General features: G+C 71.2%; 19 protein-coding genes. 8 read left to right on the top strand and 11 right to left on the bottom strand.

What is annotated here, in order from left to right; all coding sequences use genetic code 11:
• Positions 1–9: 9 nt before the first annotated feature.
• Positions 10–1,560: a sensor histidine kinase gene (locus tag ACVTJA_RS42895; protein ID WP_465829382.1), complete on the bottom strand. Its 1,551-nt coding sequence runs from the start codon at positions 1,558–1,560 to the stop codon at positions 10–12.
• Positions 1,561–1,699: 139 nt separating this feature from the next.
• Positions 1,700–2,962, bottom strand: a complete 1,263-nt coding sequence (locus tag ACVTJA_RS42890) for a hypothetical protein (RefSeq protein ID WP_465829381.1) — start codon at positions 2,960–2,962, stop codon at positions 1,700–1,702.
• Positions 2,963–3,336: 374 nt separating this feature from the next.
• Here ACVTJA_RS42890 and ACVTJA_RS42885 point away from each other — a divergent pair, with 374 nt between their 5' ends.
• Entirely contained in the window at positions 3,337–4,365 is a 1,029-nt protein-coding gene (locus ACVTJA_RS42885) for a hypothetical protein (RefSeq protein WP_465829379.1), read from the top strand.
• Positions 4,366–4,419: 54 nt separating this feature from the next.
• Here the strand turns inward: ACVTJA_RS42885 and ACVTJA_RS42880 are convergent, their stop codons facing one another.
• A complete protein-coding gene (locus ACVTJA_RS42880) occupies positions 4,420–5,346 on the bottom strand; it encodes a hypothetical protein (protein WP_465829377.1) in 927 nt (308 codons plus the stop codon).
• Positions 5,347–5,822: 476 nt separating this feature from the next.
• Between ACVTJA_RS42880 and ACVTJA_RS42875 the strand changes: the two genes are divergently transcribed.
• The gene (locus ACVTJA_RS42875; RefSeq protein ID WP_465829375.1) at positions 5,823–8,981 is read left to right on the top strand and encodes an ATP-binding protein; all 3,159 of its coding nucleotides are present in this window, start codon (positions 5,823–5,825) and stop codon (positions 8,979–8,981) included.
• 99 nt (positions 8,982–9,080) lie between these two features.
• Positions 9,081–10,526, top strand: a complete 1,446-nt coding sequence (locus ACVTJA_RS42870; protein WP_465829374.1) for a DUF6896 domain-containing protein — start codon at positions 9,081–9,083, stop codon at positions 10,524–10,526.
• A 4-nt stretch (positions 10,527–10,530) separates the two neighbouring features.
• Here the strand turns inward: ACVTJA_RS42870 and ACVTJA_RS42865 are convergent, their stop codons facing one another.
• Positions 10,531–11,931, bottom strand: coding sequence for a serine hydrolase domain-containing protein (locus tag ACVTJA_RS42865; protein ID WP_465829372.1), 1,401 nt, complete (start codon positions 11,929–11,931; stop codon positions 10,531–10,533).
• A gap of 227 nt (positions 11,932–12,158) precedes the next feature.
• Between ACVTJA_RS42865 and ACVTJA_RS42860 the strand changes: the two genes are divergently transcribed.
• Together ACVTJA_RS42860 and ACVTJA_RS42855 are read left to right on the top strand one after the other, a co-directional pair.
• The gene (locus tag ACVTJA_RS42860) at positions 12,159–13,655 is read left to right on the top strand and encodes a hypothetical protein (RefSeq protein ID WP_465829371.1); all 1,497 of its coding nucleotides are present in this window, start codon (positions 12,159–12,161) and stop codon (positions 13,653–13,655) included.
• A 98-nt stretch (positions 13,656–13,753) separates the two neighbouring features.
• A complete protein-coding gene (locus tag ACVTJA_RS42855; RefSeq protein ID WP_465829370.1) occupies positions 13,754–13,990 on the top strand; it encodes a YtxH domain-containing protein in 237 nt (78 codons plus the stop codon).
• 78 nt (positions 13,991–14,068) lie between these two features.
• Here the strand turns inward: ACVTJA_RS42855 and ACVTJA_RS42850 are convergent, their stop codons facing one another.
• Together ACVTJA_RS42850 and ACVTJA_RS42845 are read right to left on the bottom strand one after the other, a co-directional pair.
• The gene (locus ACVTJA_RS42850; RefSeq protein WP_465829368.1) at positions 14,069–14,824 is read right to left on the bottom strand and encodes a hypothetical protein; all 756 of its coding nucleotides are present in this window, start codon (positions 14,822–14,824) and stop codon (positions 14,069–14,071) included.
• A 31-nt stretch (positions 14,825–14,855) separates the two neighbouring features.
• The gene (locus ACVTJA_RS42845; protein WP_465829366.1) at positions 14,856–15,707 is read right to left on the bottom strand and encodes an AraC family transcriptional regulator; all 852 of its coding nucleotides are present in this window, start codon (positions 15,705–15,707) and stop codon (positions 14,856–14,858) included.
• A gap of 165 nt (positions 15,708–15,872) precedes the next feature.
• Here ACVTJA_RS42845 and ACVTJA_RS42840 point away from each other — a divergent pair, with 165 nt between their 5' ends.
• Together ACVTJA_RS42840 and ACVTJA_RS42835 are read left to right on the top strand one after the other, a co-directional pair.
• Entirely contained in the window at positions 15,873–16,529 is a 657-nt protein-coding gene (locus tag ACVTJA_RS42840) for an HAD family hydrolase (RefSeq protein WP_465829364.1), read from the top strand.
• A gap of 127 nt (positions 16,530–16,656) precedes the next feature.
• The gene (locus ACVTJA_RS42835) at positions 16,657–17,544 is read left to right on the top strand and encodes a phosphate ABC transporter substrate-binding protein (RefSeq protein WP_465829363.1); all 888 of its coding nucleotides are present in this window, start codon (positions 16,657–16,659) and stop codon (positions 17,542–17,544) included.
• 1 nt (position 17,545) lies between these two features.
• Here ACVTJA_RS42835 and ACVTJA_RS42830 read toward each other — a convergent pair whose 3' ends face one another.
• The 5 genes from ACVTJA_RS42830 to ACVTJA_RS42810 form a co-directional block, all read right to left on the bottom strand.
• Complete coding sequence (locus ACVTJA_RS42830) at positions 17,546–18,313, bottom strand: ribonuclease H1 domain-containing protein (RefSeq protein WP_465829362.1); 768 nt, start codon at positions 18,311–18,313, stop codon at positions 17,546–17,548.
• A 133-nt stretch (positions 18,314–18,446) separates the two neighbouring features.
• Positions 18,447–19,325 (bottom strand): BON domain-containing protein, encoded by an 879-nt coding sequence (locus ACVTJA_RS42825; RefSeq protein ID WP_465829360.1) that lies wholly within the window; start codon positions 19,323–19,325, stop codon positions 18,447–18,449.
• 230 nt (positions 19,326–19,555) lie between these two features.
• Entirely contained in the window at positions 19,556–20,134 is a 579-nt protein-coding gene (locus ACVTJA_RS42820; RefSeq protein WP_465829358.1) for a nucleotidyltransferase family protein, read from the bottom strand.
• Positions 20,135–20,204: 70 nt separating this feature from the next.
• On the bottom strand, positions 20,205–21,317 hold the full coding sequence (locus ACVTJA_RS42815) for an XdhC family protein (protein WP_465829357.1): 1,113 nt from the start codon (positions 21,315–21,317) through the stop codon (positions 20,205–20,207).
• 185 nt (positions 21,318–21,502) lie between these two features.
• Positions 21,503–22,135 carry a class I SAM-dependent methyltransferase gene (locus ACVTJA_RS42810; protein WP_465829355.1) on the bottom strand — a complete coding sequence of 211 codons (633 nt, stop codon included), beginning with the start codon at positions 22,133–22,135 and terminating at the stop codon, positions 21,503–21,505.
• A 149-nt stretch (positions 22,136–22,284) separates the two neighbouring features.
• On the opposite strand from ACVTJA_RS42810, the gene ACVTJA_RS42805 reads away from it, so the two are divergent.
• Positions 22,285–23,523: a hypothetical protein gene (locus ACVTJA_RS42805; protein ID WP_465829353.1), complete on the top strand. Its 1,239-nt coding sequence runs from the start codon at positions 22,285–22,287 to the stop codon at positions 23,521–23,523.
• Positions 23,524–23,552: the final 29 nt, after the last annotated feature.

Below are 23,552 nucleotides of genomic sequence, written 5' to 3'. Positions count from 1 at the left end.
CTCCAGCGCCTACAGCGGCAGGTTCACCACGAAGGCCGCGCCACCGCCGGGTGGCGACTCCACGTACACGCGCCCGCCGTGCGCCTCGATGATTTGCCGGACGATGTAGAGCCCCAGTCCGAGGCCGCCCTTGTGCTCGGCGTTGGGGTTCTGCGCGAAGCGCTCGAAGATGCGCTCGCGGTCCTTCTCCGCCACGCCCGGACCCTGGTCCCTCACCACCAGCCGGACGGGGCCTCCCTCGTGCGTCAGCGACACGCGCACGGGGCTGCCCGCGCCGTACCGCAGGGCATTGGCCATCAGGTTGCTCACCACCTGCTCCATGCGCAGCCGGTCGAAGCGACCCCGCGCTGGCCCGTCCACCTGTGCGCTCAGCGTCACGCCCGCCAGCCGTGCCTCGTCCGCGAAGCGCGCCACCAGGTCCGACACCACCGCGGCGAAGTCCCCTTCCGAGAACTGGAAGTCCAGCTTGCCCGTCTGGATGCGGCTGACGTCCAGCAGGTTGTCCACCAGCGCGCCCAGCCTGCGGAGCTGGCGCTCGGTGATGTCCAGCTTCGCCGCCACCTTCGGCGCCGCGAGCGGCTCCGCGGGAGTCGTCTCCGCCATGCGCCGCAGCATCTGGAGCTGCAGGCGCAGCGAGGTGAGCGGCGTGCGCAGCTCGTGGCTCGCCAGCGACAGGAAGTCGTCGCGCGTGCGCACCGCCTCCTGCAGCGCGGCCTCCGTCTCCTTCAGCGTGGTGACGTCGAGGATGGCGCCGCGCACCACCACGACGTGGCCGGCCGTGTCGCGAATCACCTTCGCGCGGCTGATGAGCCAGTGCCACGAGCCGTCCGGCCACCGGGTGCGGAACGCGGAGGCGTATGAGTCCACGCCCTGGGTGAAGAGCGAGGCCACCTGCGCCTCCACCTCGGGCCGGTCCTCCGGGTGGATGGAGGCGAGGAAGCGCTCGTGGGTCCACTCCCGCAAGGGCTCCGGGTAGCCGTAGAGCCGGTCATGCCCCTCGGAGCGGAACACCTGCCCGGTGGCGAGGTTCGTCTCCCAGACGGCCATCTGCGCCGACTCCAGCGCCACCTGGAAGCGCTCGCCCAACTGGCGGTAGCGCTCCTCGGTGCGCGCCACCTCGCTCTCCGCCTGCTGGCGGCGGGTGATGTCCGCGGCCAGCACCCATGTCTCGTCGCCCACGGCGCGGACCGTCACCTCCAGCCACGTGCGCGAGGGCAGCTCCGCGAGGAAGCGTCCGCCCTCGCGCGTGGTGAGGGTCCGCATCAGCCGCTCGTGGAACAGGCTGCCCGCGAGCTCGGGCCAGGCGCTCCAGGGTTCCTGTCCCCGCAGCCGGTCCGCGGGCAGGCCCAGCAGCGAGGCGGCGCGGCCATTCAAGTCGCGGATGCAGCCGTGGGCGTCCAGGGAGAGGAACCCCTCCTCCATCATCTCCTGCAGCACGCTCAGGCGGGCCTCGGGAGAGAGGCTCGTCTCGTCGGCGGCCACCGAGGGCAGGAGAGGCCGCTCGGGGGCGCGGCGCTCCTGTGGCTTCAGGGAGATGAAAGGCGGCGGTACGGGACCCATCTCCCCACTCAACGTCTCTCGCGTCTCCGAGACCGTCAAGACGTCCGCGGGCTCCGCTCGTCCGAGGACCTGGGAGGCGGCCTGCGCCTCGTGTGCCGTGTCTTCGCGCGGCCCCGGTGCCGGGCGCGTCCCATGCGCGCTAGTTCCCAGACGACAGCGCCGTGGGGTCCTCCAGCGGCCCCGGCATCACCCAGAGCCCCTCCGGCTGGAGGTAGGCCTGGTCGAACGCGAAGAGGATGCCCGTCCAACGGTCCCAGAAGGTGGCCCAGTTGTACTCCGTGGGCGGCGAGGTGAACGGGTTGCCGTCGCGGTCCGGCTGGCTGTACGCGTAGTCGGCGTAGTTCCACTTCACCGTGCCGAAGTCCGTCGTGAGCAGCGGCGTGAGCATCTGGAGCAGCGCCGAGCGGGACACCTCGTCCGAGCGGGGCGAGGACGGCGTGAAGACGGGCTGTGCCATGTCGTGTTGCTCTCGCCACGCGATGAAGTTGTTGCCCATGGCGATGAGCGCGTCGCGCCGGGCCGGCGTGGGTGCGAGCCGCGCCTCTTCGTACACGGCGAAGGCGGCCACCAGCAGGCTCTTCCAGTGCATGCCCGGGAAGAGGACTTCGAACTCGTACGGGCGCGGTGTGTCGCCCGCGTGCGCCAGCGCGAAGTCATACGCCAGCCGCGACTCGGCGGGCACCGCGCCGTTCAGGATGAACTCCGTCAGCACGCGCTCCGGCGTCACCGTGCCCGCGCCCGCGCGCCAGTCGAGGTACAGCCGCCCCGCGCCGCCGATGTCGCCATAGATGGCGAGGTTGCCCTCATGCAGCGTGCGCTCCATCGTCACGACCACGCGCTCCGCCTTGTCCAGCGGGAAGAAGGCGGGGGCGCTCCAGTAGAGGGCGGCGAAGCGCGCCGCGGTGGTGGCCAGCGTGCGCGGGTCCGCCAGGGCGTTCCAGTTCATCGCCGTGGCCAGCGCCGCGAGCGACGCGGCCGCGTCCAGGGGCAGGCCATACACCAGCAGCTCCAGGCCGAGGCGCTCCGCGGAGAGCCGCACGCTTCCGGTGAGGCCCACGCGCTGGAGCGCGCCCAGCACGGACAGCGAGGGCCGAGCGCGCGCGGCATCGATGATGCGCCGGGCGATGGCCGTGCCGAGCATGCCCTCGCCTCCGGTGCGCGAGGCGTGCGGCGCGAAGACGTACCAGTTGGGCCGCACGCCGCTGGCGCCACCGGGTGGCAGCGCCGGGTCCAGCACGGTGCCCATTTCATACGCGAGCTGGATGTAGCCCTCGGTGATGCGGCGGTTGTCCTCCAGTGGCGTCGCGGCTCGCACCCGCGAGGGCACGGTGAGCAGCACGGTGGTGAGGAGCAGCAGCGCGGAAGAAGCGCGGAGCGGGAGACGGAGCGGGAAGAGGTGCATGGGAGGACCAGGAGCTGCGGCGGGGACGTCAGGAACTAGCCGCTGTCCGGAATCTTCCAAGTCATTCAACGCGAAGCGAGCGAGAACTGTCCGGCGGAGGACCCTCGGGCCCGTGTTGAAACGTGCCCATTTGTCAGGCCGCGATCGGCGCGGGTGAACAGAACCGGGGCTGGCATGTCCATGGAACGACGTGCTGTATGTCTTTGGGGATGGAGACCTGGGCCTTCGGTACACCCCCCAGTGCCCAAGAAAAGGAGAACCGGGTTCCATGTCACGAGGGGTTCATCGCGCTTCTGAGTACCGGGTTCATCCACCCCTCCGGATGGGGCGGGGCGCCCCGTCCGGTGTCCACGCAGACTCGTACGAGGAAACGCATGAGCTGGAATGGAACGCAGGAGAGGCGGGTGGGTTTGTGGCTGGCGGTGATGGTGGTCATTGCTGGCTGCGGCCCAACGGAAGCGCCACCTACGACATCCACGCCGCCCGGCGCGCTCGCGAGCACCGCGAGCACGGCCCAGGCGCTGAACAGTGACAACGGCTTCTCCGTGAACGGGCTGTCGTTCAACGGGTTGTCGTTCAACGGCCTGTCCTTCAACGGGCTGTCCTTCAACGGATTGTCCACGAGCGCCTTCGCCAATTGGTTCCACCAGGACCCGGCGCTCGCCAGCCTGGTGATGCGCTACGTGGTCCACTGCGCCGTGCCGGCGGGGCAGACGCGCACGTATACGGCGGATGGACAGACGTACACGTGGCCCGGCGGGCTGGGCCTCGCGCCGTTCTGGGCGGGAGGCGCGCCGGCCACGCTCACCGAGCAGCAGGTGGTGTCCGCGTGCCTCGCCGCGCACGCCAACAAGTACAACCAGCACGTGCCCATCTCCGTGCTGGGCCGGCGCGCGGACGGAAGCTTCATTCCCGTCACCGAGGACGAACTGAAGCAGTACAAGTGGAAGGAGTCCTGCTTCTTCGGCAACCTCTTCACCGACGAGGGCGTGCACGTGGGCCGCGACAAGGGCCGGCTCAAGCCGCGCGAGAGCTCGTCGCGGGCCTGTTCGGTGGTGGCCAGCCGCGGGGACAAGGAGGACGAGGTGGCGGAGGAGCTCGACTCGGAGGACACGTCCTCGGGCGAGTCCAGCGACGACTCCGCCGAGGACCTGGAGCTCAACCGCCGCCGCTGCGCGCCGCTCGTCTACATCGGCCGGTGCGCGCGGCACTGCGTGCTGGACGAGTCGAAGGCCTTCTACGCGACGTGTACGTGGAATGGCGTGACGTACCCGGCCCTCACCACGCGGCTGGACAGGCGCAACCTCTACAAGTGTGGTGACGGCATCTGCCAGCCCACCGAGTCCTGCGGCGAGAAGAACGATTACCTCTCCTGCAAGGACGACTGCGGCACCTGCGGCTGAAGCACGCAGGAGCGGGGGCGGCGTCACCTTCGACGCTGCCCTCCGTCGTCCGACTCAGGGGCAGGAACCGCAGTCCAGCCCGCAGCTGTCATACCGGTTGGAGGTTCCGCACCGCTCGGTGGCCTGGCACACGGTGTCCCCGCACACATGGACGTCCTGGACGCGCAGCCGCGTGGTGAGGGGCCGGTGGTAGGTGGTGCCGTTGTACGTGCAGGACGTGAAGAAGAGCCCGCTCGCGTCCAGCGTGCAGTACGTCGTGCAGGAGCCCACGTACGTCAGGGGCGCGCACGGAGTGGTGGACTCGCTGCCCCCGTTGAACAGCGGGCCGCATGCGCGAGAGGTGCTCTCGCCGGGCCCCAGCGGCTCGCGCTCGGAGCCCACGAAGATGCCCTGGTCCGAGAAGAGGTTGCCGAAGAAGCAGGCCTCCCGCCGCGGGTGCGACGTCAATTCGTTCGCCGTGTAGGAGATGGGCGTGCCCGCCGCGTCCCGGCCGAGGACGGAGATGGACACCTCCTCGCCGAGCCGGTTGGCGTGCGCGCCCATGCACGCGGACACCATCTGTTGTTCCTCCAGCGTGGGCGTCTGGCCCGAGGCCCAGCCGGGCGCGAGCCCCAGCCCGCCGGGCCAGGCGTACTGCTGGCCCGTGGACGGCTCCGTGTAAGCGCGAGTCTGCCCCGCGGGCACGGCGCAGCGGACCACGTAGCGCATCACCAGATTCGCCGTGGCGGGATTCGACTGGAACCACGTGTTGAAGGCGCTCGTGGACAGGCCGTTGAAGGACAGCCCGTTGAAGGACAGGCCGTTGAAGGACAGCCCGTTGAAGGACAGGCCGTTGAACGACAGGCCGTTGAGGTCTTCCATCGCCTGCTCCTGTCGTGCGCGCGGCGGGGGTGTCTCCACCTCCACGGGGCCGCAACCCGCGGCGAACCCCAGCACGGACATCAGCACGCGATACGTCTTCCTGAACCTGCTTGCTTGCATCGGCTCCTCGGTCTCCAGGTCTCATCGGGGGGCTCACGGGGAGCCCGCTCCGAGAAGGCCACCCCGGGAGCGCGAGCACGGTGCCGGTGGCCTTCTGCGCGGGAAAGTTGCATCTGCATTGCGCGTGCGGAAGCCGGGGGGCCCTGTAGGCCTACATGCTCGTCCACATTCGGGGCGTGGGCCCGGCGCCGGGGGTGTGCGCTCTCGTCGCGCAAGGGATGCCCGTCGCGCACGGGTAGCTCGCGACTCGCGATGCGAGGACGTGGACAGTGGCTCCTGGCATCTCGGGGCAGTTGGTGCGTGGCGTGGTGGACGCTGCCTCGTTCATCCGTCCGTTGCCGGATGCTGGCCCCGTCGATGCCGCACGCATGCGGGCGGCGCGGATGGGCGGCGTGGAGTTCACGTGGTCAGATCCATATCCACGTGACGGGTTTGACCGTTCCTGGGGTGCCCGGCTGGCACGGCGGGAGAGGGCGATGGGAGAAGTCTTGCGAAGGCTGACGCTTCCACCGACGAGCACGCTGCGGGCGGTGCCCGGGCATGCGACGGAGCGCGACGAGGCTCCGTCACGGGCCGCGCCTACCGGAACGGTGGCACTGGTCTTCACCGACGTGCAGGGCTCCACGCGGCTGTGGGAGCGGTGCAACGCGGGCATGGGCGCCGCGCTGCAGGTGCACGACGAGGTGCTGCGCTCGCTGTTGGCGCGCGGCAACGGCTACGAGGTGAAGACGCAGGGCGACTCCTTCATGGTGGCCTTCCCCACCGTGCCGGAGGCGCTGCGCTGGTGCCTGGAGGCGCAGGAGGCGTTGCTCCGCGCGCCCTGGCCGGCGGACCTCCTCGCGCAGCCGGAGGCGGCGGAGGAGCACGGCCCGCGCGGGCTGCTGCACCGGGGGCTGCGCGTGCGCATGGGCATCCATGTGGGCGAGCCCGAGTGCCGCCAAGACGAGCAGACGGGGCGCACGGACTACCTGGGCCGCATGGTCAACGTGGCGGCGCGGGTGACGTCGGCGGGGCATGGCGGGCAGGTGCTGGTGAGTGGTAGCGCGTGGGCGCAGGTGGCGCCGGCGGTGGGGTCGCTGGGCCGGCCCGCGGTGCGCCCGCTCGGCGCGTTTCGGCTGAAGGGCATCGACGACGCGGTGGCGCTGGTGGAGGTGCTGCCGGCGTCGCTGTCGGAGCGGCGCTTCGGCGCGCCCCGGGCGCCGCGCGACAAGCAGGGCAACGTGCCCGTGGTGCGCGACGGCCTCGTGGGCCGGAATTCGGAGCTGGCGTCGCTGAAGCGCTGGCTCGCGGACGGGGTGCGGCTCGTCACCGTGCTGGGGCCGGGCGGCATGGGCAAGACGCGGCTGGCCTCGCACTTCGGCGCGCTGGAGCTGGAGTCCGGCGCGTGGGAGGGCGGCGTCTGGCTGTGCGAGCTGGCGGAGGTGCAGTCGGCGGACGCGCTCTGTCACGCGGTGGGCCAGGCGCTGGGCGTGGCGCTGCGGCGGGACGGAGACCCCACCGAGCCCGTGGAGCGGATGGGCCGCGTGCTGGACGACTGCGGGGACGTGCTCGTCATCCTCGACAACCTGGAGCAGGCGGTGCGGCACGTGCCGGCCACGCTGGGGCGGTGGATGGCCATGGCGCCGCGCGCGCGCTTCGTCACCACCTCGCGCGAGTCGCTGCGCCTTCCCGGCGAGCGCCTGCTGGATTTGACGCCGTTGTCCGTGCCGGAGGTGGGCGAGTGGCGGCTGGAGGAGATTGCGCGCTCGGACGCGGTGCGCCTCTTCGTGCAGCGGGCGCGCGAGGCGCGGGGGGACTTCGAGCTGACGGCGGAGGAGGCACCCTGCGTCTCGGACATCGTGCGCCAGTTGGACGGCATTGCCCTGGCGCTGGAGCTGGCGGCGGCGCGTATGTCGCTCTTGAGCGTGAGCCAGCTGCGGGAGCGGCTGTCGCGCCGCTTCGAGCTCTTGCGTGGAGGCCGGCGGGACGCGAGCGCGCGGCAGGCCACGCTGCGCGGCGCCATCGACTGGTCCTGGAACATGCTGGAGCCCGCGGAGCAGATGGCGCTGGCGTGCTGCTCGGTGTTCAGCGGTGGCTTCACGCTGGAGGCGGCGGAGGCGGTGCTGGTGCTGCCGGACGACGCGCCGGTGCTGGAGGTGTTGGAGTCGCTGCGCGCCAAGTCGCTGCTGCGCGTGCTGGAGTCGGAGGACCCGCGTGGAGAGCGGCGGCTGGGCCAGTACGAGAGCATCCGCCAGTACGCGGCGGCGAAGCTGCGGGAATTGGGCGGGGCGGAGGCGCTCGCGCAGCGGCACGCAGACTGGTACCTCGCGCTGGCGCGGGGGCTGCGCGAGCGCGTGCGCAGCCCCGGGGGTGCGGAGGCGCTTCGGCAGCTCGCGCTGGAGCGGGAGAATCTCCTGGCCGTGTGTGACAACGGGCTGCGCGTCATGCCCGCCACTCCAGCTTCGGTGGAGCGCTCGCTGGAGGCGCTGGTGGCGCTGGAGCCGGAGGTCGTCACGCGCGGGCCGGTGAGCCTGTTGCTGGCGCGGCTGGACTCGGCGCTGGCGCTGGCGAGCACCGTCGCGGCCTCTCCGCGGCTTCTGGCCGAGGCGCTGGCGGCGCGGGGCCGGGTGATGCTGGAGGCGGGACACCTGGACCAGGCGCGCAAGGACCTGGAGGCCGCGCGCGCCGCGCTGCGGGGGCTGGGCGTGGTGGCGGGGGAGAAGCGCGTGCTGGTGGACCTGTCCATCGTCGCGCGCCACGAGGGCGAGGTGCCGCACGCGTGGGCGCTGGTGCGCGAGGCGCTGCGGCTGCCGTCGGGAGAGGACCGCTGGCTGGAAGCGTACGCGGTGGGCAACCTGGGGCTGGTGGAGCAGGCGCGCTGTGGCGCGGAGGCGGCCATTCCGCACCTGCGGGACGCGCAGGTGCTGTTCCGCTCGGTGGGGGATGTGACGTTCGAGGTGGGCTTCCTCACCAACTGCGCGGTGGCCATCGGCGAATCGGGCCGCACGCGCGAGGCGCTGGCGCTGTTGGAGGAGGCGATGACTCGCGCGGCCAGCGTGGGAGACCGGGCGGGGCATGCGCTGGCGCGGCTCAACCTGGGCTGCTTCCTGTTGGAGGAGGGGAGGGCGCTGGACGCGCGCGAGCACCTGCTGGCGGCGGGGCGCATGGGGCGTCAGTTGGGCCAGCGGCTTCTGGAGGGCACGGCGCTGGGCGAGCTGGGGCGCGCTGAGGCGGTGCTGGGCGCGCTGGAGGATGCGTGGGCGCGGCTGTCGGAGGCGGTGTCCGGGCTGGGGCGCGTGTCGCGAGGGCAGGCGCTGCGCTTCGCCATCCACCGTGCGGCGGTGGAGGCCTTCCTGGGAGACCCGGCGGCCGCGGAGGCGAGCTTCGTGGTGCTGGAGGGCGCGCCCGAGCTCCAGGGAGACCCGGTGCTGCGCGAGCTGGTCGCGCTGCTGCGGGGCGCGGTGGACGTGTCGTGCGCGAGGGCCGCGCCGGACGACGCCGAGCGGATGAGGATGGCCCGGGAATCGCTGCGGCGCCGTATGGAGCGGGCGCGCTGTGCTCCGGCGGAGTCGGCCTCCTCCGACCTGCGCGGCGCGCTGCGCTTCCTGGAGGGAATGCTTGGCTCATGCGCATTCGGCCCGCCCGGCCGGGGCTGAGCACGGCGCGCACCGGGCGTGTTAAGCACGGCGCATGGCGGACATGCGCTTCGAGTCGAAGACCCTGGAGCCGCGCGAAGGCGCGCCGAGGATGCAGGGGTGAGGGACTCGAAGAGTGTGCAGCGGCTCGAGGCGGCGGTGCGTGCCGCGGTGTCGGAGGAACCCGCGCCCACGGCGGCGGCGCTCCTGCGGGAGGACGTGCCGCCGGTGGCGCATGGCTGGCTCCTGTTGTGCCTGCTGCGGCAGGTGAGCCGGCAGCGCTGGATGCTGCGGATGGTGAGGGAGCGCATCACCGGACGCGGGCTCGAGGAGGACGAAGGAGACGTGCCGGGGTACGCGGGCTGGCGGTACTGCTTCCATGGCAGCGGCTGCTACTTCGAGGGCCCGGGCGAACTCATCGACATGGACTTCCTCGACGAGGAGGGCGCGACCATCGACGCGTACTTCTTCGCGCAGCGAATCCAGTCACTCACCGCGCCCGCGCTGCCCGAGTCCCGCCTCCGTGCGCTCCTGCCCGGTGCCTCGCTGATGGTGGACGCCATCGACGACCTGCGCGCCGGAGGGCTCTTCGGGCGGCCCGAGCTGTCGAACACCTTTCGGCTCCCGCCTGGCCTGGAGGCGCTCGCGGAGGCCGCCGCGACGCTGGACCTGTCGAGCGACGAAGCCACCACGCGGTGCTTGGCGCACCTGCGCGACTTCGAGGCGCTGGCCGCTCGCCCGGGCGGCGAGGTGTTCCAGGAGAAGGCCGAGGCCATGCGCCGCTCCCGTCGCGACTGGCTCCTCGCGCACGCCGGGACGCCCGGGACGGCCAAGGATGCCCTCGCGGCCCTGCGGGGGCTCTCGACGGACGAGGAGCAGGTCCGCGCCTGCACGCGCGTCATCGAAGGTCCGGTGTCTTCCTCGACGGGGGCCGCGGTGGAGCGCCTGGACGCAATGCCAGGGGCCGCGGGCAGCGAGGCCGTGCTCCGCCTCGCGTTGCAGCGGCTGTCCCCCAGCGAGCACCACCCCTATCCCATGCACGCCGCCGCGAAGTACCTCCTCAGGCGGAACCTCGAGCGGGAGCGTGTGCTCGCGGCGATGCTCGCCTTCGCACGGGTGGACCCGGTGAAGGGGTACGGCGGCAACCCATTCATCGGAGACTTCGCGCTGCTCGCGCTGGAGTATGCGCACGAGCACGCGCGCGAGTTGGTCCGGCTGGCGCTGCGTTCCTCCGTGCCCGCCTCGCGGCAGCTCGTCACGGCCGCGCTCTTCGTCATCGACCGTCCCTGGTGTCACCACGAGCTGGCGGCGGCCCTCCAGGAATCGGACCGCGAGGCGGGCGCGCTGATGCTCGCGGTGGCGCTGTCCCGGAGCCAGTCGGACCTGGCTCGCGCGATGGCCGCGCGCTGGCAGAGGGAACACCCGCTGCCTCCGTCGGAAGGCCCGGGATTCACCTGGGCGGAGGTGGAGGACGCGAACGCCTCCGGCTGGTTCGACGCCGAAGTGGAGAAGGCACGCAAGTGGTTGGCGCAAGCGGGGCCCCGACTCCCCGAGACGCTTCCCTGACGCGTCACTTCCCGGAGCGCACCGCCGTCAGCAGGTCCATGTGCAGGTAGCGCGCCTTCGCCTGTCCCGGCTTGAAGACGAACACCAGCTCCTGCCCGTCCTCCGTGCGGAAGCTGTCCTGCCGCGCGCGCTGGAGCGGCTTCGCCGAATCCGTGGTCAGCACGAGCTGCTTCCCATCCCACGACACGCCGAAGCGCACGAGGTCCGCGTGGGTATACGTCCCCGTATAGCGCTCCGCCTCCACGGCGGTGAGCGGCGGGTCATCCGGGAGCGGAGCGGGTGGGGCCGGCAACCCGAAGACGGTGCGCGAGATGACGTCCAGCGACTTGCGCAGCGTCACGCCGTTCTTGTTGGTGAGCAGGAGGATGGCGCCCTGACGCTCCGGCACGAAGCGGAAGTGCGAGCCATATCCCCGGCGCACGCCGCCGTGCTCGAACACCTCCGTCCCTCCCAGCTTCAGCCGCACCAGGCCGAAGCCATAGCGTGCCTCCTCCGGCCCCGCGCCGGGCAGCGGCACCTGCGCCGTGAAGAAGTCGCGCACGGAGGCCTCGGGCAGCACGCGCCGCTCACCGTCCAGTCCACCCCGCATCAGCACGGAGGCGAAGCGCGCCAGCTCGCGCGCCGAGGAGTACGCCGAGCCCGCCGGGTACATGGCCGTGTTCTCCGCCATGGGCCGCACCACCTTGAGCGCACCACCGTCCTCCTCGTGCCCCTGTGAGAAGTCGGAGGTGATGGCCTCCAGCGGGCGCAGCGTGGCGCGCTCCATGCCCAGCGGTTGGAAGAGCACCTCGCGCATCGTGTCCGCGTAGGGCTTGCCGTGGACGCGCTCCAGCACCAGTCCCGCCAGCCAGTACCCGGGGCCGCTGTACGAGAAGACATCTCCCGGAGTCGTGAAGAGGTAGTCGCCCTTCCAGCCGCGCACCATTCGCGCCAGCCCCTCGTCGTCCTTCGTCTGCACGGAGGGGGACGCCTCGCGCATGCCCGCCGTGTGCGAGAGGAGCTGGCGCAGCGTCACCTTCCCCAGCGCCGGGTTCAGGTCCTTCACGTACGTCCGCACCGGGACGTCCAGCCCGAGCCGTCCCTTCGCCGCCGCGTCGAGCACCGCCAGCGAGGTGAGCATCTTCGTGGTGGAGCCCAGGCGGAACAGCGTGTCCGGGGTGACGGGCGTGCGCTCCTCGCTGCTGCGCACGCCGAAGGCCCGCAGGTACACCGTCTGTCCGCCCCGCACCACGGCGACGGCGGCGCCCGGTGCGCCCGTCTCGCGTAGCTCGTCCTCGACGGCGCGGGTGATGGCCGACTCCTGCTCCGGTGTCAGGGGCCCACCGTCCGGCGCCTGCGCGGCGGCGGAAGCACGGAGGGCCACCAGCATCACGACGAGCGCACCCGTCCGGAAGACCTGTCTCACCGTGTCCGCCTCCGCGCGTGGGGATATCGGGCACATCGACACCGGAATCCCAGCCGGCATTCCCGGCCCTTCCGTCCGCCCCGGACGCATCCGCGTATCCACGTGACGCAGCCTCAGGCCCGCGCCGCGCGAGCCACGCGCGACGTCCGAGTGGAGCACGCGGTGGAGGCGTCCTGGCACCGGCCCTGCAATCGCGCCGGCCACACCCCTTCCCCAAGAGAGACGCGATGCGCATCCACGCCCGTACCCGGCCGTCCCTGAGGTCCACGCTCGTCGTGGCGACACTGGGCGCCCTGTCCCTCCACTGCAAGGACTCCGAGCCCTCGCCCTCGCCGCAGGTTGATGCCGGCACGAATCCGCAGACGCTCTGCAACGGCGTCTTCAGCACCGGGGCGAAAATCAGCGTCGCCAACCCGCAGCCCCTCGGCGACGTGCCGCTGCCCGAGCAGTCCTTCTGTGACTTCCACACCTTCGCGTGGAACCAGTTCCTCTACCTGACGCAAATCGTCGAGGACGGGAACGACCCCGTCACGCCCACCAAGCCCCGCTTCCTGTCCTGGGCGCCCTGGTACAACCTGCTGAAGCCGGACGGCTCGCCGGCGCCGGGCGCCTTCCCCGGCGGCACGACGACGCTCGAGGTCGCGATGCTCGACCAGAAGCAGGCCGGCGCGGGGCAGGACGCGCTCGTCGACGTGGCCGGGCAGACGGTGCTCTACGACATCCGCTTCAACCCGTCGCTCTACGACGCCGTCGTGAGCGCCGGCTACTACACGCAGGCGGGCTACTACGCCTTCTGTCAGCCGGATGCGGGAAGCCCGCCCTTCTCGGACTGCACCAACCCGCAGCAGTTCTGGCTGCCGTGGGGAGACGGCACCAGCGCCAACCTGGGCTCCATCGAAATCAAGACGGCGTGGCGGCAGTTCCCCAACAACGACTGTCCCTCCACCGTCATGTACTGCGCCGGCACCAACCTGGGCCTCGTGGGCCTGCACATCGCGCAGAAGACGCCGACGCATGGCGAGTGGGTCTGGGCCTCGTTCGAGCACATCGCCAACACGCCGGACTGCAACCCCGGCTCCAGCACGCCCATCAATCAGAACTCGCCGCTGGGCACGCCCTGGTCGTTCTTCAACCCGGCCACCGTGCCCGCGGGCGTCATGTCGTCGCAGACGTGCGGCGTCACCCCGGCGAGCCCGCAGTGCAACCTGGACCCGCATGCTGGCTCGGGCTTCAAGCAGGTGAACATCTGCCGCACGGACGCGCTGCCCGCGGGCGGCGCCAGCAACGCCAACTGCGCCGTGGTGAGCTCGTCCAACGACGACCCGAACGCGAACAGCGGCGGCAACGTGTCCTGCCTCAATGCCACGTTCCGGCCGCAGCTCACGGGCGTCTGGAAGAACTACCAGCTCATCGGCACGCTGTGGACGAAGGGCACCCAGTCCCCCAACAGCGACTTCTGGATTCAGACCTTCCAGCAGCCCAAGCAGGGCGTGCCGGAGAAGACGGCAGTGGGCTTCCCGCACCTGGCCAACACCACGCTGGAGACGTACCTCCAGACGGGCTCCACGGCGTATGACCCGAACGGCTCGTCCCTCTCCAACGCGGACAAGGCGGGCTGCTTCGGCTGCCACAACCCGGTGGCGCAGAACACGGACACGGACCTGAGCCACTTCCCGTCCAAGTTCGACGACTTCGAGAAGCCCCGCGTGCGCGCGCGGCGGTAGCTCGGGCTCCCTTGGCACCTGGAAGGTCGTGACTATCTTCCCGCGCACGTTCGGACTCCGGGGCCCCGCGCCCCGGGGCCTTGCACAGGGAGGACGGAATGCAGAGGAAGACGCTGCTGGCCATGGCGCTGGGCGCGCTGGTGCTGGGCGTGGGCTGCCATCGCAACACCCGCGAGAGCGCCAAGGACGACATGGAGCAGGCCGCGGACAAGACGGGTGACGCGGTGGAGAAGGCGGCCGACAAGACCGAGGACGCCGCGGAGAAGGCGGCCGACAAGACGGGCGACGCCGTCGAGTCCGCGGGCGACAAGGTCGAGGACGCCACCGACAAGTAGCTTCCTCGTGAAGCGCAAAGCACCACGGCCCGCTCCGGAATGTGTCCGGGGCGGGCCGTGTCGCACGGGGACGATGCGTCAGCGTCCGACGCGCAGCGTATACGTGTAGTCGATGGGCGCGCCGAAGGGAGCGAGGGCGCGGACATTGACCACGTGCTCGCCCGGCGCGAGGTGGAGCATCAGCCACCAGCCATCCGTCACGCCGCGCTGCTCGCCGCCGACGAGGCACGGGTCGGGAATCTTCCCCACGAGGCTCGGGTCCGCGTCGAAGGTGAAGAGGCCGCTGGTGTGGCGGTGGCGGCGCACGTCGATGCGCCGGCCGTCGATGGTGACGACGAGGTCCTGCGTGCCGTTGTTGAAGTCGATGGCGCCCAGGCGGAGGAAGTCCTCCAGCGTCTGACCCGGCGCGGGCTCGAAGGACGGGTCGGGGCAGGGGTAGTCGTTGATGATGACCCACAGCGGCACCAGCACCGGCTTGTTCCTCGGGACGCGGCAGGTGCGCTGGAACGTGGTGTCGAGGTCATAGACGGGCACGAAGAAGACGGGGCCGTCCTGCTCCTCGGCGCAGTCCTGGTCCAGTATCAGCATGGGGCTGCGGTCCGCGGGGACGCGGAAGTGCCAGCGGTACCACTCCTTCGCCCACTCCGTCACGGTGCGGCCGCGCACGCGCGCATGCGGCGGGAGCACGACGGCGCCGTGGCCCAGGGCCTGCGCGTCGAGCGTGTCCTCGGACTGCGCCGTGTCCGGCGTCTCCTCGGCGACGGTGGGCTCCTCCCCCACGCAGCCCGCGAGCCAGCCGGTGAGCACTGCCACTGCGATGATGTCGCCCCTCATGTGTGGACCCTCCTGAAGTGAGGGTTCCAAGTTAGAGGGCCGCGGCGGCCCCGTATTGTACGGGCTTGCGCTGTGCGCGCCCCGCGTGGGCCGCGGCCCGGTAGGCCCCGGGCGTGAGGCCCAGCGTGCGGCCGAAGTGCTTGATGAGGTGGCTCTGGTCCGTGAAGCCGCTGGCGAGCGCCACCTCGGCCATGGGCAGCGTCCCAGCCAGCAGCTCCTGCGCGCGGCGGAGGCGGAGCGAGCGCTGGTACACCTGCGGCGTCTGTCCGAGCTGCCGGTGGAAGGCGCGCACCAGGTGCCACGGGCTGAGCCCGGCGGCGCTCGCCAGTTCCTCGAGGGTGATGTTGCGCGTGGGGTCCGCTTCCAGCATCTCGCGCGCCCGGCGCACGCCCGGAGTACTCACCGGAGTGCGCCGTCCCCGCCGGGTCAGGCCCGCGTGGCGCCGCAGCAGTGTCACCAGCAACCCGAGCAGCCGCTCCTCGCGCTCCAGCCCCGAGGCCGCGGCGTCCTTCAGGGCCTCGAACGCGACGGTGAAGGACGCCAGCAGCTCCGCGTCCTGGAGCATGGGAGAGGCGAAGCCGGGCAGCGTCCCGGGGGACGCACCCGCCTCCTCGGCCGCGCGAGTGAGGAGCTCGGGCGGGACGTAGAGGATGCGGTAGGCCCACCCGATGTTCGCGTCCACGGCCCGGCCTTCGTGCATCTCCCCGGGGGCGATGGCCAGCAGGCTGCCCGTCGAGGCCACGACGCGCTGCCCCTGCAGTTGCATGGCATGCGCCCCCGCGTCGTAGGCCACGAGGGAGAAGACGTCATGTGAGTGCTTGGGCGAGGACCACCGGGTGTGGGCCGTCTGGTGCAATTCCAGCCCCGGCACTTCCGGAGCCACCCAGAATCCTTCTGACGTCCGCGCGCCTCGTGGCATTGGTTCTCCCCCCCTTTGGGTGACGCCCGCCCGGAGCGGTGCGTCCCTGCTGGGAGGGACAACGTCCGGCGAGGCCGGACGTACTGGGGGAATGCGCACAACCCCGTGCATGCGGGGGACGGAGGGCGTATGGAACAGCGCGTGAGCCCTGCTGACCCCCGCGGAATCCTCTTCGACCTCGACGGCACACTGGTGGACTCGCTGCCGGACATCATCGACAGCTTCCTCTACGGCTTCGCACACCTGGGGCTGCCGGCGCCCGCGCACGCGGAGGTGCGAGCCCTCATCGGCCAGCCGCTGGACGCCATGTACTCGCGCTTCGCCCCGGAGCATGTGACGACCCTGTGCGCGGTGTACCGCGAGCACTACCCGCGCAACTTCCTCAACCGCTCACGCCCCTTTCCCGGCGTGGAGCGTGTGCTGCGCACCCTGCGCGAGCGGGGCTACCTGCTGTCCGTGGCCACCACCAAGCGCGGCGACATCGCTCGGCGCTTCGTGGACGCCCTGGGCCTGGGCGGGCTGCTGCACCACGTGCAGGGCACGGACGGCTTCCCGCACAAGCCCGCGCCGGACGTGCTGCACCACGCCCTGGCCGCGCTGGGCACGAAAGGGCTGTGGATGGTGGGCGACACCACCCTGGATTTGCGCGCGGGCCAGGCCGCGGGCCTGCGCACCTACGCCGTGACGTGGGGCACCCACTCCCACGAGGAGCTGGCCAGCGCCATGCCCGACGAGCTCCAGCCCGACCTGGAGCGGCTGCTGGAGCACCTGCCGCCCCTCGCCTGAGGCGCGGACGTCGCGGACCGGACGGACGCCGGATTCCGGGTTCCACTTCGACGGGGGCATGGGATTGTCGCGACGCTGGCGCCGCGCTTGGGGCGCCATGCCACGTCCCCCATCTCCGGAGTCGCGCATGAAGAACATCCTTGCCTCCCTGTGTACCCTCGCGCTGTGCGCCCTCGTCATCGGCTGCAAGGGCGGCGACAAGGAGCCGGCGGCGGGCGAGGCGAAGTCCGAGGCGAGCGCGCCGAAGCCGGGTGGCAACGCGCTCACCATCAAGGGCAGCGACACCATGGTCATCCTCGGCCAGCAGTGGGCCGAGGCCTTCATGAAGGCGCACCCGGAGCAGCGCATCCAGGTGACGGGCGGCGGCTCGGGCACGGGCATCGCGGCGCTGCTCAACGGCACCACCGAAATCGCCATGTCCAGCCGCCCCATCAAGCCGGCCGAGTCGCAGCAGGTGCAGGCCCGTCACAAGGTGGAGGCGAAGGCGACGGCGGTGGCGCGTGACGGCGTCACCTTCTACGTCAACGAGGCCAACCCGCTGCGCGCGCTCAGCCTGGACCAGCTCCAGGCCATCTACCTGGGCGACGTGAAGAACTGGAAGGACGTGGGCGGCCCGGACGCGCCCATCGTCGTCTACTCGCGTGAGAACTCGTCGGGCACCTACGTCTTCGTGAAGGACGAGGTGCTGAAGGGCGAGGACTTCACCCCCGAGGCGCTGACGTTGCCGGGCACGGCCGCCGTGGTGAACGCGGTGTCCAAGGAGAAGTGGGGCATCGGCTTCGGCGGCGCGGCCTACGGCAAGGGCATCCGCGAGCTGGCCGTGAAGGTGGGCAGCGACGAGGTGGCGCCGTCCGAGGAGAACATCCAGTCCGGCCGCTACCCGCTCAGCCGCGACCTGTTCTTCTACACGCGCGGCGAGCCTGGCGGACAGGCGAAGACGTTCATCGACTTCGCGCTCTCGCCCGAGGGCCAGGCCATCGTCACCAAGGTGGGCTACTTCCCGCTGAAGAAGTAGCTCAGTCCTCCGCCTGGACGTCCTGGGGCTTCACGCCCCACTCCTGCAGCACCTGCGCCTCCTCCTGGGCGCTCCGCGTCTTCTTGAAGCGGGCGCCCGGGACTCCCTTCACGCGGCGCTCGCACGCGGCCCAGGTGGAGTGGCGCTTCACGGCGCGGCCCACCTCGCTCAGGTAGGAGTACGCCTTCTTGTTGGAGCTGGAGCGCTCGCCGGGCGACTTCTCGGGGATGGACGTGTCCTCGGGGAGGTCCATCACCGCGACGCCGTAGCTCTGCAGCGGGCCGGAGTAGAGCAGGGGCGTCTTGCGCTTGGAGTACGCGACGGCGATTTCGTCCACGCGCTCGTTGGCGGGGATGCCCGAGTGGCCCCGGAGGTACTTCCATTCGACGGCGGCCTCCTCGCCGGAGAAGGTCTTCTTGCGCTCGGCGAGCAGGGCCATGAGTCGCTTCCAGTACGCGGCGTTGGCCACGTCGCCGCCCTCGGCGGTCTTCCACCCGCGCTTCGCCCAGCCGAAGGCCCACTTGGTGATGCCCTGGATGACGTAGGTGGAGTCCGTGTAGATGTGCAGCGGCCCCGGCGCGCGCTCCAGGTGGCGCAGCGCCTTGCCCGCGCCGGTGAGCTCCATGCGGTTGTTGGTGGTCTCCTCCTCGTGGCCTCCCAGCTCCGTCACCTGACCGTCGGGCGTGACGATGATGACGCCCCAGCCTCCAGGGCCGGGGTTGCCGGAACAGGCACCGTCGGTGAACACCAATGTGGCGCGACTCTCCATGGGCGCCACCCTATGCGGCCACGCCCCGGGGCCGCCAGGGAGACGAACGCCGGAGGTCGTCTCCGGAGCAGTGAACAGGTGACGGCGCTCCGGATGTCACTCCGGAGCGCCGCCGGTGACTCGGAGCGTGTGACTACACGCGGGGGACCTTGGTGGTGCCCGTGGCCCCGGGCGTCGTGGCGTTGGCGCCGAGCGTGTCGGTGTGGCCCACCTTGAGGTGGTTGTGGACGTCCTTCACGCCGAGCACGTCCTCGATGAGGTCCTCGATGATGCGCTTGTCGCGGCGCTCCTCGACCAGGCCCGTCAGCGTGACTTCGCCGCTCTTCACCTGGACCTCCACGTTCTCCGCGTTCACCCACCCGTGCATCAGCCGGTCGTAGATGTCCTCGCGGATGCGGTCATCCGAGCGCGTGTACGCCTTGGGGCTCTTGCCCAGCTTGCGCACGCCCTCGCGGACCCTGTCTCCGAACCGCTCGAAGGGGCCGCGCTCGTCCATGTCCCGGCGCAGGTGGAGCCCGTCGTTCCTGTCCCTCGCCACGTAGGTGCCGAAGCCGCGGTCCTGGCCCCTGTCGTAGCCGAGGTCCCTGTCGGACCCGCCGCCGCCGAAGGTGCCCGGCACGCTGTACTGCCCGTAGCCCGGGCGGGCGTTCCCGTCATTGCCGGTGAAGCCTTGCGTGCGGCCGAAGTGGTTGGGATTGCCCTGGAAGTTGACTCCCGGGTTGTAGTTGTAACCGGAGTTGTAGTCCCGGTTGTAGCCGGGGTTGTAGTCGCGCTCCGGGTCGCGGCCCAGGTAGCGGCTGGAGTCCTCGCGCATGTTGCGGCCGTAATCCTCGTAGCCGCGGTTGAAGCCGCTGCCCATGTACCCCTGCCCGCCCTGCCACGGGCCACGCTCCTGTCTCGGCCCCGGTTCACTGCCGCGGTAGCCGCTGTCGTCGAAGTCCCGCTCGCGGACTCCCCAGCGGTCCCGGTCGTCTCCGAGGTAGCGACGATTCTCGTAGTCCCTGTACGCCATGGCGTGCATCTCCTTCGAGCGTGCGCGTGCGTGTCACGTGACGGTGACGGTTCAGGCCGGGTGTCGTGGCGGTGTCACGTGGGGCCCGCGGCGCACGGGGCTCGCGGGTCCACGGGAAGACTGGGACGTCAACGCCATGCGGCAACGGGTGGCCGGGGACGCGTCGCCAGTCCGCCTGCTGGGCAATCACCGGCCCGCGAGGCGCGACGGCCGGAGAATAAAGGCGCGGCTCACCGCAAGCGCGCGAGGTCCGCCACGGTGTCCACGTCCTCACCCCCACCGGGCAGGGGGACTTCCGTCACGCGAGCGGAATCACGGGCGATGACGCCGCGAGCGCCCTGCTCGGGAGTGAGGGCTTCGAGCTCGGGGAACATGGCGCGGGCGAACAGCGCGGGCACGCCCCGGGTGCCGTCGTACGAGGACGCCACCACGGCCGAGCCCGTGCGCTCCCACGTGTCCACCAGCGTCTCGAGGTGCGCGGAGTCCACGCGGAGCTGGTCGCACAGCATGATGAGCACGGCGTCCACGGAGGATGTCCCCGAGAGCGCGCGCACGCCCGCGACGAGCGAGCCACCCGGGCCCGAGGCCCAGTCCGCATGCTCCACGAGTTGCACGGACAGGCCGGTGAGCTCGGCGGCCACGGCCTCACGGTGCGCACCGAGGACGACCACCACGGGGCCGCACTTCGCTACGATGGCCGTCTCCGCGGCACGACGCACCAGCGTCTTGCCTTGATGGAGTAGCAGTTGCTTCGGACGGCCCAGCCGCGACGAGCCGCCGGCCGCCAGTAGCACGACGCCGACCGTCACATGCGCCTCCGAGCGATGAGGGTGGCCAGCAGAGAGGGGCCTTCAACCGTCAGACGGATGTCTCCCGCCCTCACGCCAGCTTCCGAGCCGGAGGCGGCGCCACGGAGTGGATGGGTGCCCGCCGCTCGCGCAGCTTGCCGCCCTCGCGCTCCGACACCACGGCTTGCAGCTCGGCGACGATGGACAGCGCAATCTCCTCCGCGCCCTCCGCGCCCAGGTCCAGGCCCACCGGCGCGTGAAGCTTCTCCAACTGCGCGGCCGTCGGTGTGGGGGACAGCTCCTCGAGCAGCCGCTCCGTGCGCGAGCGGGGCCCGAGCACTCCGAGGTAGCGCAGCGTCTTCGGCAACAGCCGGGGCAGCAGCTCACGGTCCATGGGCAGGCTGTGCGTCATCAGCACCGCGAGCGTGCGCGGCGACAGCGTCAGCGCGTCCACCGCGTCGCGAGCCTTCGCCGATACCACCGCGTGTGCGAGGGGGAACCTGCGCCGCAGCGTCTCCGCGGGCCGGTCCGCCACGACGGTGACCTGCCAGCCGAGGCTCGCGGCCTGCGACACCACGGGCGCCACGTCGAAGCCGCTGCCGAAGAGCACCAGCGGGTGCGGCGGCTCCACCACCTCCACGAGCACGTCCGCGCCTCCGCACGGCCCGCTCCACGTCCGTCCCGCCTCCAGCGCCTCGCGAGCGGCCTCGTGCACGGCGTCGCGCAGCGCGCCGGACAAATCTCCCTCCGCCGAGCCGTCCTCGCGAACCCGCAGCCGCGAGCCCACCGCATTCGCGGGCCCCCGGTACACCGTGGCCACCACCGCGCGGCGTCCCGCCTGCCGCTGCTCGGCGGCGAAGGTGAGCGCCTCCTCGGCCCCGCCTTCACAACGCTCCAGCAGCACGTCCACCACGCCGTTGCACCCGAGCGCGAATGACAGGCCGCCCTCGTCCTCGGCGTTGTCTCCGGTGGAGTCGTAGCGCAGGAGCCGGGGCCCGGTGCTCGTCCAGAAGAAGGCCTTGCGGACGATGTCGGACTCCAGGCATCCGCCGCTCACACCACCGGCCAGCCACCCGTCCTCGCCCATCAGCATGCGGGCTCCGGGCTTCCGGTATGACGAGCCGGACACGGCGACGACGGTGGCCAGCACCAGCGGACCGCGAGCCCGCTGCCGGGCGCGGAGGATGGCGTCGAGGTCTTTCACTTCGCGTCCTCCAGCACGTGAGACACGGCGTCGGGAAGGCGGGAGTCGGTGTGCATGGACGTCTCGGCGCGGCAGCCTATCACCGCTCCCGCGCGCCTTCGCGGCCGGGTGCTCAGGCGAAGGCGCCCACCCCGGGAGTTGTCGTCACCACGACGGTGTGCCCGGAAGGAGTCTCGCGAGGGCGCTCAGCCGATGGGCTTGCGCCCCAGCACCTGCACCACCGCGGCTCGGCCCGTGTGGAGCTTCCCCTCCAGCACGTCCCGCTCCCGCTCGCGCAGGGTGGACAGCTCCAGTCCCTCGAAGTCCTCGCGCAGCTCCTCGGCGGTGTAGAGCAGCTCGCGCACGGGAGGCCCGCCCGTGTGCATGGCGAGCTGGGCCGGCGTGTACGCCTCCAGAATCAGCAAGCCCCCGGGCCGCAGGCTCGCGACCGCGGCCCGGTGCACCTGCCGGCGCAGCGGCATGGGCAGGTGGCAGAAGATGGAGATGATGGCGTCCCACGCGCCCGGCGCGAAGTGGAAGTCCGCCAGGTCGCTGACCACCGTCTCCACGGAGACGCCGTGCTCCGCCGCCAGTCGCTCGGCCTTGCGCAGCCCCACGTCCGACGCGTCCACCGCCGTCACCCGGTAGCCGAGCGACGCGAGGAACACGGCATTGCGCCCCTCACCCTCACCGAGGCTGAGCACGTGCACGGGCACGGGGGGCAGCGCCGCGGCGGCTTCCGCGAGGAAGTCGTTGGGCTCCGTCCCGTACACGTACTCCTGCACGGAGAAGCGGGAATTCCACTGCGAGCGCGCACTGGGGGGGCCTGCGTGTGTCATGAAGCGCCTCCTCGCGCGAGTGTGCCGCAATCCGCTTTCCTCCGCGAACGCGAGCGTTGATGCTGCGCGCGGATGGCGCCTGGCGCAGGGGGCTCGGAGGATGGTCCTCCGGGGGAGAGCGCGGGCCGTCCTTGGGGAGCTCGAGAGCGATGGGATTCGAGTCTCGCCGGAGCGTCGACCTGACGTCCGGCGCGAAGGAGCATGAGGAAGAAGCGCCACGGCACCCGCCGCGCATCCGGAAGCAGTGGGCCGCGTTCCACCGCGACCGTTCCAATGAGCTGGTGCTGCCCGCGCCGGAGGAATGGCGCCCCGAGCACGCGAAGCTGCTGCGGGAGCAGCGGCAGCGAAGGGCCAACATCGAAGCGCGCGAGGGGACGGGGACGGGCTTCCACGACGAGACCTGCTGGCAGAAGATGCCGGAGCTTCCGAAGGACTACTCGGAGCTGCTCGTCGAGCGGCCCTTCGACGGGAAACCTCCTCGCGAGACGCACGAGGTCGATGACGAGGTGGCCTTCCGGAAGGCCGTGGACGCACAGGTCCGAAGTGAGCGGAGCTGGGGGAAGTGGAAGCGCATCCTCCTCTCCCTCCTGCTGTTCCCCTGTGTGTTCGGCGGCATCGGTGCCTCGTTGAAGGACTCCCTGGGGATGAACGGGGCGAGGGTGGCGGGACTCGTCGGATACGTGTTCTTCGTGTGGATGGTCACCGGGCCCTGGCGCCGGGAGACGCGCCGCCTCGCCGAGGCGCGCTTCAAGGAGCAGTGGCCCGAGTACTGGCGAGAGGCGCTCGCCGCCCACGCGGAGCACGCCACCTGGGCGGAGAAGGAGCGCGAGCGGGTGGAGTGGACCCGCAGGGTCGTGGCCGGCGAGCCCGAGGCCGTCCTGGACTCCGTGCAGCGCGAATTGGAGGCCCTGGAACTGCCCTGCGAGTCGAAGTGCGAGTTCCTCTTCGAGGACGCGGAGCGCGTGCTCATCGCGCTGGACCTGCCCGAAATCGACGACGTCTTCGACGAGGATGAGCAGCGCATGCGGTGGGACGGGGCGATGGAGACGAAGGGCAAGCGCAAGAAGGAGGAGCGCAACCTGGACTACCTGCGCCTGGTGGCGGGCCTGGGGATGCTGGTGACGCGGACCGTCTTCATGGCCGCGCCCACCTTGCGTCAGGTCACGGTGGCCGCCTTCACCCAGCGGCGCAAGAGCGGCACGGGCAGCGTCGCCTCCGAGTTCGTCTACGAGGCCGTCTTCAGCCGTGAGGACGCCACCTGGGACCCGGAGATGGTGGAGCCGCGGTACGTGCTCGACAAGCCCACCAATCGCTTCTTCCTGGGGCCCGACAAGAAGCTGACGCGAATCGACCCGCCCTCGTGGTGGGCCACGTTCGCGAAGGCGTGAGAACAGGGGCGGGGCCGCACGGAAGCGCG

The sequence above is a fragment of the Pyxidicoccus sp. M6 genome (genome assembly GCF_055568925.1).
This window is presented reverse-complemented; position numbering and strand designations above follow the sequence as displayed.

What these genes read in the sequence shown, in the direction of transcription:
- ACVTJA_RS42890 (WP_465829381.1), bottom strand. Translation starts at nt 2,962, where the DNA reads ATGCACCTCTTCCCGCTCCGTCTCCCGCTCCGCGCTTCTTCCGCGCTG.
- ACVTJA_RS42825 (WP_465829360.1), bottom strand. Translation starts at nt 19,325, where the DNA reads ATGGCGTACAGGGACTACGAGAATCGTCGCTACCTCGGAGACGACCGG.
- ACVTJA_RS42885 (WP_465829379.1), top strand. Translation starts at nt 3,337, where the DNA reads ATGAGCTGGAATGGAACGCAGGAGAGGCGGGTGGGTTTGTGGCTGGCG.
- ACVTJA_RS42805 (WP_465829353.1), top strand. Translation starts at nt 22,285, where the DNA reads ATGGGATTCGAGTCTCGCCGGAGCGTCGACCTGACGTCCGGCGCGAAG.
- ACVTJA_RS42860 (WP_465829371.1), top strand. Translation starts at nt 12,159, where the DNA reads ATGCGCATCCACGCCCGTACCCGGCCGTCCCTGAGGTCCACGCTCGTC.
- ACVTJA_RS42830 (WP_465829362.1), bottom strand. Translation starts at nt 18,313, where the DNA reads ATGGAGAGTCGCGCCACATTGGTGTTCACCGACGGTGCCTGTTCCGGC.
- ACVTJA_RS42880 (WP_465829377.1), bottom strand. Translation starts at nt 5,346, where the DNA reads ATGCAAGCAAGCAGGTTCAGGAAGACGTATCGCGTGCTGATGTCCGTG.
- ACVTJA_RS42810 (WP_465829355.1), bottom strand. Translation starts at nt 22,135, where the DNA reads ATGACACACGCAGGCCCCCCCAGTGCGCGCTCGCAGTGGAATTCCCGC.
- ACVTJA_RS42875 (WP_465829375.1), top strand. Translation starts at nt 5,823, where the DNA reads ATGGGAGAAGTCTTGCGAAGGCTGACGCTTCCACCGACGAGCACGCTG.
- ACVTJA_RS42895 (WP_465829382.1), bottom strand. Translation starts at nt 1,560, where the DNA reads ATGGGTCCCGTACCGCCGCCTTTCATCTCCCTGAAGCCACAGGAGCGC.
- ACVTJA_RS42840 (WP_465829364.1), top strand. Translation starts at nt 15,873, where the DNA reads ATGGAACAGCGCGTGAGCCCTGCTGACCCCCGCGGAATCCTCTTCGAC.
- ACVTJA_RS42850 (WP_465829368.1), bottom strand. Translation starts at nt 14,824, where the DNA reads ATGAGGGGCGACATCATCGCAGTGGCAGTGCTCACCGGCTGGCTCGCG.
- ACVTJA_RS42855 (WP_465829370.1), top strand. Translation starts at nt 13,754, where the DNA reads ATGCAGAGGAAGACGCTGCTGGCCATGGCGCTGGGCGCGCTGGTGCTG.
- ACVTJA_RS42835 (WP_465829363.1), top strand. Translation starts at nt 16,657, where the DNA reads ATGAAGAACATCCTTGCCTCCCTGTGTACCCTCGCGCTGTGCGCCCTC.